The following is an 11189-nucleotide window of genomic DNA, read 5'->3' on the forward strand; positions in this document are numbered from 1 at the left end:
AACTCGATTGTCTATCTTTTGGTATTAACTTGTTTGTGCCTTAAGTCCTTCTCTATATGGATTTCAGCTACTTTTGAGCGTAGGCGCTCTCATCGAATTTTATTTTAAGTTAATTATTTGCATAACAATTCCCGAAGAGCCCTTATAGTCCTCTAATTCGTAGTAAATATTTCCCCGATTCGAGTAGGCTACAGCAAACTTAGGATTTAGACGAATAGCCTGGGTATAGTCTTTGATAGCTTGCTGATAATTTTCCTGAGCAAAATAAGCATTACCTCGCAAATTGTAAGCAAAAGCATTCTGAGGAGCGAGACGAATAGCCTCATTATATTCAGCGATCGCCGTCTGATAATCTTCTCTTTTATAGCTGCCAATACCTCGGCCGAGATAAGCTTCTACATTTTGAGGATTGCTTCGACTTACCTGTTCATCCTCTGTGCTTATGCCTTGAATTTCTCGAATTTTTGTCTGTGCTACTTGATAGGCATCGTCATTCCCTTGTTCACGGAAAAGTTGTGCGGCTTTTTGCAAATCTTCAATTGCTCCTTGTTCATCTCCTATCTCGGCCTTCGCTAAACCCCGATAGCCATAAGCATCACCATAGTCAGGTTTAATACGAATGGCTTCCGTGCAATCAGCGATCGCTCCTTGATAATCTTTAATTGAGTAGCGCAAATTTCCTCTTTGAAAATAGGACTTGGCATTATCAGGCTGGAGGTCAATAATCTTTGTGTAATCAGCGATCGCTGCTTGATAATCTTTTAAGCTAGAGTAAGAATTGCCTCGGTTACTGTAGTACACGACATTATTAGGAGCGAGACGGATTGCTTCTGTATAGTCTTTGATAGCTCCTTGATAGTTCTTCTGACGCGCATAAGTAATAGCCCGTCGATTGAAGGCATCAGCTAAGTCAGGTTTAAGGCGAATCGCTTCAGTGTAATCGGCAATGGCTTCTTTATAGTCTTCCTGAAGCCTGTAAGCATCCCCTCGGTTGTAATAAGACCAAGCCTCGTCGGGTTTGAGTCCAATGGCTTTGGTGTAATCTACAATCGCAGCCTTATAGTCTTCCTGTCCATAAAACTGATAGCCCCGCGCATTATAGTACCAATAGGCTAATTCAGGAGCAAGACGTATAGCTTCGTCGTAATCTCCTATCCCTTTCTGTTTGTCCTTTAGAAAAAAGTAGGTATCTCCTCTCTCAGTATAAATCCAGGCATTGTCAGGCTGGAGGCTGAGAGCTTTCTTGAAATCTTCAGTAAATCCCTGCTGATTCCCTAACTTAGCGTAAGCTTCCCCCCTGCGAACATAAGCCATGACATAGTTAGGACGGAAGCGCAAAGCCTCAGTGTAATCTTCAATAGCTTTTTTATAGTCTTCCTGCTGATAGCGGACAAACCCCCGCTCCGTGTAGAATTGATAGGCTGATTCAGGAGCAAGGCGGATGGCTTCAGTGTAGTCCTCAACTGCTTTCTGATAGTCTTCTAGGATAAAACGGGCGTAACCACGATTTTGATGGATCTGGGCATCGTCAGGCTGGAGACTTAAAGCTTTATTGAAGTCCTCAGCAAGTCTCTGTTGGTCTCCCATTCTAGCGTGGACAATTCCCCGAGTAGCATAAGCCCCGGCATTATCGGGCTGAAGGCGCAACGCTTCATTAATATCGGCGATCGCTCCCTGATTGTCTCCCTGTTGTGACTTCAGTGTGCCTCGGAATTGGTAAGCGATCGCCAAATCTGGTTGGAGGCGCAACGCTTCATTGACATCGGCGATTGCTCCTCGATAGTCTCCCATGGACCAACGAGTTTGACCACGACGAAAGTAACTCTCAGCATGGTCTGGTTTAATTTTAATCGCCTTATTGCCAGCCTTGAGCGCTTCTGGATAACGCCCCCACTTGCCACTTCCTTCTCCTCTCTCCCCACTCCCCTCTCCCCACTTCCCACTTCCCACTTCCCCACTCCCTCAAAAAAAATTTTCCCAGAGGTGCTTGACATAACCAGGATGATGAAGTTATAATCAGAATTGTCGCAAAAATGGGATTGTAGTTCAATTGGTTAGAGCACCGCCCTGTCACGGCGGAAGTTGCGGGTTCGAGCCCCGTCAATCCCGTAAAAATCTAGATTAGAGTCGCCCAAGGCTGGTTATGCTGTGGGCAGTAGAATAAATAAAGAGGATCCTACTGCCTAGATTGGTTCTAATTTACCGATAAACCGGCATTGGCTTGAGTATAATCGGGTAATTCAATCTTTACCGGTTGTACCCGCCAGATTTCCTCGCAGTATTCCCGAATCGATCGATCGCTAGAGAATTTACCCATGCGGGCCACATTAAGAATCGCTAAACGACTCCAATGTTCTTGCTCTTTATAAGCGTGACCGACTCCTTCCTGACAGTCGATATAGGACTGATAATCGGCCAGTAACATATAGGGATCATTGTAGATAAGATTATCCACAAGCGGGCGGAATAAACTACTATCACCCCGGCTAAAAAATCCCGAACCAATGAGGTCTAATACTGCCCGCAATTCTTCGTTGTGGTAATAGTATTCTTGGGGATTATAACCAGCGGCTTTCTTAGCATAAACTTCCTCGGTTGTCAAGCCAAAAAGAAAGAAATTTTCCGCCCCCACCTCTTCACGAATTTCGATATTTGCCCCATCGAGAGTGCCGATAGTTAAGGCCCCATTCATGGAGAATTTCATATTACCAGTTCCCGAAGCTTCTTTCCCGGCCGTGGAAATCTGTTCGGACAAGTCGGCAGCCGGATAAACCCGTTGACCGAAGGTGACATTATAATCGGGTAGGAAAACCACTTTTAACCGTCCTCCAATTGTCGGATCATTATCGATCACTTCCGCCACAGAATTAATCAATTTAATGATTAATTTTGCCATAAAATAACCCGGGGCTGCCTTACCACCAAAAATAAAGGTGCGTGGGGTAATATCGAGATTGGGGTTATTTTTGAGACGATGATAGAGAGTAACGATATGTAAAACGTTGAGGTGTTGTCGTTTATATTCATGAATGCGTTTTACCTGCACATCAAAGAGGGTACTAGGATCAACTTTAATGCCGACTTTTTTATCGATATAATTGGCTAAATCTGCCTTAATATCGTATTTAATTTGTCGCCAAGAGTCCCGAAATCCCCCATCATCCACATAGTTTTCTAAACCGCGTAAATCCTCCAGATGCTTAATCCAATTTTCGCCGATTTTTTCGGTAATCGCAAAAGTTAAGCGGGGATTACTAGAAACTATCCAGCGCCGGGGAGTAACTCCATTGGTTTTGTTGCTAAACTTTTCGGGAAAGAGTTCATAGAAATCGCGCAGAACATCTTTTTTCAGTAATTCTGTATGGAGGGCTGCCACCCCATTAATTGCCTGGGAACCCACACAGGCGAGGTGAGCCATACGGACATATTTTTCGCCGCTTTCATCGATTATAGATAAACGGGACATTTTGCCGTCATCATGGGGATAAATAATGCGAATTTTATCCAAGAAACGATGGTTAATTTCATAGATAATTTCCATTAATCGGGGGAAAAGACGACCAAAAATACTCAAAGGCCATTTTTCTAAAGCTTCTGGCAAAAGGGTATGATTAGTATAGGCGAAGGTATTTTGAGTAATAAACCAAGCTTTATCCCAATCGAAATGATGCACGTCAATTAACAAGCGCATTAACTCAGCCACCCCGACAGAAGGGTGAGTATCATTCAATTGTACCGACCATTTTTGATGAAAATTATCGAGACTGGGGTTTTCATGTAAGTGAATACGAATCAGATCCTGTAGGGAACAGGAAACAAAGAAATATTGCTGTTCTAAACGCAGTTCTTTGCCTTGAATTGGTTCATCGTTAGGATAGAGAACTTTACTGATATTTTCCGAGTGAACTTTATTATCCACCGCACCATAATAATCGCCGCGATTAAAGCGTCCAAAATCAAAAGATTCACAAGCTTCTGATTTCCATAGACGCATGGTATTAGCGGTGTTAACTCGATAGCCGAGAATTGGGGTATCGTAGGGAATTCCTTTGACTACATAATCGGGAATCCAATGACTGCGATAATTACCATTTTCGTCGGTATAGGACTCGGTATAACCGCCAAATTTTACCTCTACCGATGATTCCGGTCGGGCAATTTCCCAGGGATTTCCATACTGTAACCACTTATCGGTTATTTCTACCTGCCAACCGTCGTGGATTTCTTGATCAAAGATACCAAATTCGTAGCGAATACCGTAACCAATAGCCGGAATTTCTAGGGTAGAAAGGGAATCTAAATAACAGGCTGCTAAACGACCTAAACCACCATTTCCTAACCCAGGTTCTTCTTCCTGGGCAATTAATTCTTCTAGTTTTAATCCGGATTCGCTGACAGCTTTCTGGACCTGTTCGTAGATACCGAGATTAATTAAATTATTAGCCAAATGGGGACCGACTAAAAATTCGGCCGAGAGATAACAAACGGTTCTGACATCTTTTTTTAGATAGGTTTGTTGGGTGGTTAACCAACGCTGCAATAAACGATCGCGGATTGTATAGGCTAGGGCCATATAAAGATCGTTTTTGCTGGCTAATTCCGGTAATTTACCTTGAATATAGAGTAAATTATCCCTTAAAGCCCGTCGGATAGTTTCTGTGTCTAATCCTGTTCTGTCGTCTTCGATGATAATCGGACAAACAAAAGTTGACTCTGGAGATGGATTCATAGGAGGATTTTTACTGAAGATTTACTGCTCTTAGTCTAAAATAATCTGTCCACAAATTTTATCAAGAAAAGCTTAAATATTGACTAAGATTAAGGTATAGTAATAATAAAGTTAAGGTGATTAAATTTCAGTTACCGATAGGAAGCGAAAATAGGAGAAAGTTTGAGCAATGCGTGCTTTTGTGACGGGTGGGACGGGTTTTATCGGGGCGAATTTAGTGCGATTGCTTTTAGTTGAAGGCTACCAAGTGCGCGTCCTCGTCCGTCCCCACAGTAATCTCAGAAATTTGTGGGGTTTAGACGTGGAAATTGTCTGGGGTGATTTAAATGATGAGAACTTATTTAAATTAATGGTCGGATGCGAAGTTCTCTTTCATGTAGCGGCGCACTATTCTCTCTGGCAAAAGGATAGACATCAACTCTACCAAAACAATGTTTTAGGCACAAGAAATGTTCTAGAATCGGCGCATTTAGCGGGAATTGCCAGAATAGTTTATACCAGTTCCGTGGCCGCCATTGGAGTGGGTAAAAAGGGTGAAAGTGTCGATGAAACTTATCAAAGTCCCGCCCATCAATTAGTGGGTTATTATAAAAAATCGAAGTATTGGGCAGAACAGGAGGCATTCAAAGCAGTACAAAGAGGACAGGATATCGTTATAGTTAATCCTAGTACGCCCATAGGAGCATTTGATATCAAGCCTACACCCACCAGCGACATTATTCTCCGTTTTTTGCGGCGAAAAATGCCCGCTTATGTGAATACGGGATTAAATCTAATTGATGTGCGCGATGTGGCCTGGGGACATTTATTAGCTTTAGAAAAGGGCAGAACTGGCGAAAGATATATTTTAGGTCATCAAAACACTTCTTTAAAAACTTTGTTGACAGAATTAGCCGAAATTACCAGCATAAATGCCCCGAAAATTGTTTTACCTTTTTGGATTCCTTTACTAATAGCTTGGTTAGATGAAAAAGTTCTTCCTGTCCTCGGGAAATCCCCCTCTATACCCCTTGATGGCGTGAAAATGTCAAAACAGTCCATGTACTACGATTCCTCGAAGGCAGTGCAAGAACTAGGCTTACCCCAATCGCCGATTAGACAAGCTTTAGCTGATGCCATCAATTGGTTTCAAACCAATGGAGACATTACTTATTAAGACTGGGGAGGAAAGGAAAAAGATGGTCTCAATTGTGCTGAAATGCTTAAGTAGTTAGGTGTTAAAAGTTGTCAGACACCCCCCTTATCAAGGTAGTAGGGTTGATTCATGAATCAACCCTACTATGAATCAACCCTAGGGGCAGGGGGGATCTGACGCAAAATCTATTTAATAACTCATCTAGGAAAACCTGTTCTTGCTAAAGTAACTCCAATTTTAAGCGTAATCATCCCCCCAAGAACACTGCCCAACCAGTAAATTAAACCGAAAGTCACGTTTCCCTGCTCTAAAAACTTGTTGACCTCCAAACTATAGGTGGAAAAAGTTGTATAGGAACCACAAAAACCCGTGGCAATCATCAATCCTAATTCTGGGGCAATTATGCGAATATTTTCCCTAACTATAGTAAAAACATAAGCAATAACTAAACAGCCAGAAAGATTAACAAAAAATGTTCCTACAAATCCCCATTCTTGACCGAAAATACTGTCAATTAATTCTCCGATATAAAAACGACTCAAAGCCCCAAAAATAGCCCCAATCGCCACGAATAAACCATAACGTCCCCTGAAAAAATCCATGCTGTCTGTCCTGCCCTTCAATAGTCAATAAAGTGGAGAATTAAGTAGCTGGTTATAATTAAATTAAAAATGGATTTTAGGTTCGATCCCCCCTTAATCCCCCCTTGATAAGGGGGGCATCTGATAGTTTTTAACGCCTACCTACTTAACCTAGAAAAACTTGGGCAATAGCTGCCCCGATTCTCACGGCAATCAATCCGAAAATGATACTAGCAACGGCAAAAAAAAGACTGAGAAAATTTTGTTGATTGCGCCAGAGGATCAATATATCTAAACTATAGGTGGAAAAGGTGGTATAAGCTCCTAAAAATCCCGTTCTCACCATTAAATCTAGTTCGTGGGAATAAAAGGGAAAACTGGGTAAAATAGCCAAAAAGAAACCGATAGCTAGACAGCCGGTTAAGTTAATAATAAAGGTTCCATAGGGAAAGCGCAAGCCGAATTTTGCTTTTGTCCATTCGGTAATATGATAACGAGATAACGCCCCCGGAACCGCTCCTGCTACAATTGCGAAAACATCGTTCAAATCTGACATTGTATCTAATTTTTTTGCTATCTTTGCCTAGGCTCTATCATAATTGATGCGGTTATCGATCGCATGGTCGATATTTTCAGGGGTGTTATTGTCGAGGACAACCCTCTGATTTTAAAATAGAGGTATGAAAATTCAACCGCGTAAACGTTTTGGACAACATTGGTTAAAAGATGAATCGATACTCGATCGCATCATCGGCGCTGCTAATTTACAATCAGAGGATCGGGTATTAGAAATCGGTCCTGGTACAGGCATTTTAACCCGTCGTCTTCTCGATGGCGCTCAATTGGTTGTCGCTGTAGAAATCGATCGAGATCTATGGACAATTTTAAATAAAAAATTTGGCCAACAAGATAACTTTCATCTCATACCAGGCGACTTTCTTACCCTTAAACCGGAGCAACTGCCGCCGGTTAATAAGGTAGTGGCTAATATTCCCTATAATATCACCAGTCCGATTCTCGAAAAGCTGCTCGGTTCGATCGCCCATCCCTTCACCCCCCCTTACCAGAGTATTACCCTCTTAGTCCAGAAAGAAGTCGCCGAAAGATTAGTCGCTGTCCCCTCCACCAAAGCTTACAGTGCTTTGAGCGTCCGCATTCAATACCTTGCCGATTGTCAATGGATTTGTGATGTACCCCGGCGGGCCTTTTCCCCACCTCCCCAGGTAGATTCGGCGGTAATTCAGCTTTTACCCCGTGTTTTGCCGAATAATGTCAGTAATGCTGCCTTTTTGTCCACTTTAATTAGCTGGGGTTTTGCCAACCGGCGCAAAATGTTACGCAATAATCTCAAAAATTGTCTAGATAGCGATCGATTAAGCCAAATCCTGACACAATTAGAAATTAATCCCCTCGCTCGCGCCGAAGATCTCAGTTTATCGCAATGGATTGACTTGGCGGAAAAATTAGGTCAACTGCCAAAATTTTAGATTTTTTTCCTTGACAAATGCACAGTTATACCCTTCTAGCCCCCGCTAAAATTAATTTATATCTAGAAATCGTTGGCGATCGCCCCGATGGTTTCCACGAGTTAGTGATGGTGATGCAGACGGTGGCATTATGCGATCGCATCACTCTCCGGCCCAACGGATTGCAGGAATTCCGTCTCTTTTGCCATCATCCCCTCGTCCCCCAAGATAGCAGTAATCTCGCCCATCGGGCTGCCACTTTGATGGCGAGGGAATTCCCCCGCCTCTTTGCCAATTACGGCGGCATCGATATCACCATCGACAAATATATTCCCGTGGCTGCCGGTTTAGCGGGGGGTTCCACCAACGCGGCGGCGGTGTTAGTCGGTATCGATTTAATCTGGGAATTAGGGTTAACCCGTCCGGAATTAGAAACTTTAGCGGCAAGATTGGGGTCCGATACTTCCTTTTGTGTGACAGGAGGAACGGTTATCTGTACGGGAAGGGGAGAAATTCTCGATCCTATCGCTCCTCTGACCGGATTATGGGTGATTTTAGCCAAATACGACCATTTATCCGTTTCTACACCCTGGGCCTACCAAAGCTATCGGCAAAAATTTCAGGATACCTATCTGTCTTCTCCAGAGGACTTTCATCACCGTCGTCAGCAGGTGAGTTCCGGGGCTTTGGTACAAGCGATCGCCCAGAAAAAACCAGCCGCTATCGGCAAATTTATCCACAATGACCTCGAAAAGGTGGTTTTACCCGAATTTCCCCTCGTAGCCGAGTTACGACAGGTTCTGGGCGATTTAGGCGGCTTGGGAACGATGATGTCAGGCTCTGGCCCGACGGTTTTTACTCTCTGTTCATCTCAGGAAGTGGCGGAAACTATCGTTAAAGAGGCCCGGGAAATTCTCGTCGCTCCCGATCTACAATTTTGGATAGCCCCAATCACCGATACAGGCATTCAAGTGACTTGAAAAAATGATAATTAACCTCTTGTAAAAATCAAAAATTGTTGTTAGGGTTAGGAGTCAGTAGCCAGTAGTCAGTAGTCAGGAGAATTAAGAATGAATGATAATCAGTTAAATGGTCTATTTACAGATTTTATGCGATTTAATCCTTATTTTTGACGTTTTTGAACCCTCAAAAATTAATTATGCAAGAGGTTTCATTAACCGCCTTTAAGTAGGGTTTGCGGCAAAAAGTAGGGGCGAAGCATTCGGATAGAAAATCTCCGGTTTCACCGATAGGTTATTGCCCGAATGCTTCGCCCCTACAGGATGCGGGCCGATGAAGACGCAAGGTTTTGAAGCACGATTCTCTCAAAATCTTGCACCTGTTTCGCGAGAAAAGCCACAAAACCCCTACCTTGCCTACATTTCACATTTATTCAGCAAACCCTACTTACCAAGATAACCAAACTCGCGGAATAATTGCCTCTCGATCGCTCATTTCTCGCCTTAAAATTTGCCAAACCTGCTGAAACCATTGTCGCACTTCACCGCTAGAATTACCCCGATAACGACACAAAAGACCATCTCCTAAAGTGCTAGTAACTCCCATCTCTCCTTCTAGGGAAAAATCTCTCACTTTCTCGATTAAATTTCTGCCCACTGGTTGACCGATATAAACTAAAGTACCGATCAGGGCGCTATCATTTAAACCGGAAAATCCCTCGATCATTTTACCACCCAACAGGAAGGATCGATCAATCCATAAAGGTTGTCCCGATCGCCAAATTTCCCAATTAGAATGCCATTCTCCCGCTAAAAATTTCTCCCCTCTCGCACTGCGACCAAAACGGGTAATTTCCCATCCCAACCAACTGCTATTTTCCCCTAAATCCACTCGTAAATGTTGGCGAAATGCTGCACCATTAAAGATAATTGTTTCTTGGGGTAGCCATTCTAAACCGGCATTGTCATCGATTTTAATCTCGATTAATTGCTGTGCCATCTGACCATTACTCTGGTAAACTTTTCCAGCAGAAGCAGTGGTAATCAGGGCATTAGTAGCGGCTTGGAGATGAATTTTTTGTCGCAGAACATCACCACCAACTATTCCCCCCGCCGTGTGTAAAATCACCGTATGACAAAGATGTTTTCCTTCGGGATAAAAGGGTCTTTGTACTTTTAAAGGAGCGGTAGCATAGAGGTGATTAATCTCGGTTGCGAGATTTTTTTGCTTGTAAATTAGTTCTAGGTTTCCCTGCCACATTATTGCTCCTCAGTCATGGTTTCTAGAAATTGCCGATAATTTTCGGGACTGAGATTAATTTTAACTTCTATTTGCTGTTCTTTATCCCTGATCAGTAAAATATATTCACTTTCTGCTTTTTTGCCGACCAGGAGAGGATTTTTTAGCTCGAATTTTTGATAAACCAGATGGGGTTTCGTCACCCTGCTCTTCTCGACTTTGTGTGATAATTTTTGCTTATGGAATCGTGAAATGCTTATCGGGCAAAACTTTTAGGGCTATTTTGCCGAAGAAACTATCAGTATAGACCTCGTTTCCACACAGAAACCAGAAGAGCCGTCACCCGAATAACTAAACTATCCGAAGGGGTGACAACGAGGTTGAAGTCTAGTGTCTCACTTTCAATCTGCTTGTCACTCCTTCGGCCTCGGCAGTTACTCTTTTTTGTGCCTTTCTTATAGACTTTATTGAGTCGAAACCTTTTTCCTATAGGCATTTCAGTTTTTCAGCATAATCTTCTACATAAATGTTAAAGATTACCATTTAATATTTGGTGTAGGATAGGACGAAGGGGGAGGAAAATTGTCCCTAACCTAATTCAAACCCTAAATAGTCCTCTGTCCCCTCTGAGATTCGGAGCGTCTGGCTAGTAGAAAAAAACGCTCGGACTCTCTTGTTTGATAACTTTCTTTTCTCATTATCTGGTGAGGATTTAATATATGGCTGGCAACGACATCTACTTCAGTTACACCTACGACTATGGCAACGGAGACTTCTATCAAGGTTACGGTTATGGAGACAGTTCTCTAGGCTACTATAGTGGACAGTACCTGTATTACTACCCCAACGAAACCAGTGACTACGGCTACTATTCCATCGATTCTGTCTATGACTATGGTTATGATACGGGTTATAGTGGCAGTAACACCTACATCTACGTCAACAGCTACTATGACGGTGGTGGGGACTATGATGGAGTCGATTCACCCAGTTACGACTACGCCTATGTGTCTTCTGGGGTCGGTTATTATGGTCTAGGGTCAGAGTATGGCTATGCCTACAACTCCTCCTATAGTAAT

At 42.9% G+C, this 11189-nt stretch carries 9 protein-coding genes, 1 tRNA gene and 1 pseudogene; 5 read left to right on the forward strand and 6 right to left on the reverse strand.

All coding sequences use genetic code 11. The features are described from left to right. Positions 1-99: 99 nt before the first annotated feature. Positions 100-1950 carry a tetratricopeptide repeat protein gene (locus IM456_RS21675; protein ID WP_287694028.1) on the reverse strand — a complete coding sequence of 617 codons (1851 nt, stop codon included), beginning with the start codon at positions 1948-1950 and terminating at the stop codon, positions 100-102. 85 nt (positions 1951-2035) lie between these two features. Between IM456_RS21675 and IM456_RS21680 the strand changes: the two genes are divergently transcribed. Beyond that, positions 2036-2109 (forward strand) — tRNA-Asp (locus IM456_RS21680). 85 nt (positions 2110-2194) lie between these two features. On the opposite strand, the gene IM456_RS21685 is transcribed toward IM456_RS21680, so the two are convergent. Next, positions 2195-4729 carry a glycogen/starch/alpha-glucan phosphorylase gene (locus IM456_RS21685; protein ID WP_287694026.1) on the reverse strand — a complete coding sequence of 845 codons (2535 nt, stop codon included), beginning with the start codon at positions 4727-4729 and terminating at the stop codon, positions 2195-2197. Positions 4730-4898: 169 nt separating this feature from the next. Here IM456_RS21685 and hpnA point away from each other — a divergent pair, with 169 nt between their 5' ends. Beyond that, the gene (gene hpnA, locus IM456_RS21690; RefSeq protein ID WP_149985256.1) at positions 4899-5885 is read left to right on the forward strand and encodes a hopanoid-associated sugar epimerase; all 987 of its coding nucleotides are present in this window, start codon (positions 4899-4901) and stop codon (positions 5883-5885) included. Between the two features lie 176 nt (positions 5886-6061). On the opposite strand, the gene crcB (IM456_RS21695) is transcribed toward hpnA, so the two are convergent. Both crcB (IM456_RS21695) and crcB (IM456_RS21700) read right to left on the reverse strand, forming a co-directional pair. Continuing rightward, positions 6062-6466 carry a fluoride efflux transporter CrcB gene (crcB, locus tag IM456_RS21695; RefSeq protein ID WP_287694023.1) on the reverse strand — a complete coding sequence of 135 codons (405 nt, stop codon included), beginning with the start codon at positions 6464-6466 and terminating at the stop codon, positions 6062-6064. Positions 6467-6611: 145 nt separating this feature from the next. Then, on the reverse strand, positions 6612-7001 hold the full coding sequence (gene crcB, locus IM456_RS21700) for a fluoride efflux transporter CrcB (protein ID WP_287694021.1): 390 nt from the start codon (positions 6999-7001) through the stop codon (positions 6612-6614). 124 nt (positions 7002-7125) lie between these two features. Between crcB (IM456_RS21700) and rsmA the strand changes: the two genes are divergently transcribed. Next, the gene (rsmA, locus tag IM456_RS21705; RefSeq protein ID WP_287694019.1) at positions 7126-7932 is read left to right on the forward strand and encodes a 16S rRNA (adenine(1518)-N(6)/adenine(1519)-N(6))-dimethyltransferase RsmA; all 807 of its coding nucleotides are present in this window, start codon (positions 7126-7128) and stop codon (positions 7930-7932) included. A 17-nt stretch (positions 7933-7949) separates the two neighbouring features. Next, the gene (gene ispE, locus IM456_RS21710; RefSeq protein ID WP_149985252.1) at positions 7950-8891 is read left to right on the forward strand and encodes a 4-(cytidine 5'-diphospho)-2-C-methyl-D-erythritol kinase; all 942 of its coding nucleotides are present in this window, start codon (positions 7950-7952) and stop codon (positions 8889-8891) included. 427 nt (positions 8892-9318) lie between these two features. Here ispE and IM456_RS21715 read toward each other — a convergent pair whose 3' ends face one another. Continuing rightward, the gene (locus IM456_RS21715) at positions 9319-10131 is read right to left on the reverse strand and encodes an urease accessory protein UreD (RefSeq protein ID WP_287694015.1); all 813 of its coding nucleotides are present in this window, start codon (positions 10129-10131) and stop codon (positions 9319-9321) included. Next, positions 10131-10316 (reverse strand): annotated as a pseudogene (locus IM456_RS21720) (hypothetical protein); the annotation flags it as partial. The gene IM456_RS21715 and the pseudogene IM456_RS21720, both read right to left, overlap by 1 nt. A gap of 513 nt (positions 10317-10829) precedes the next feature. Between IM456_RS21720 and IM456_RS21725 the strand changes: the two are divergent. After that, on the forward strand, positions 10830-11189 hold a 360-nt coding region (locus tag IM456_RS21725; RefSeq protein WP_287694013.1), incomplete at its 3' end, for a hypothetical protein.

Origin of the sequence: Microcystis sp. M079S1 (assembly GCF_020246425.1) — a bacterium.
Taxonomy (GTDB): Bacteria; Cyanobacteriota; Cyanobacteriia; order Cyanobacteriales; family Microcystaceae; genus Microcystis; species Microcystis aeruginosa.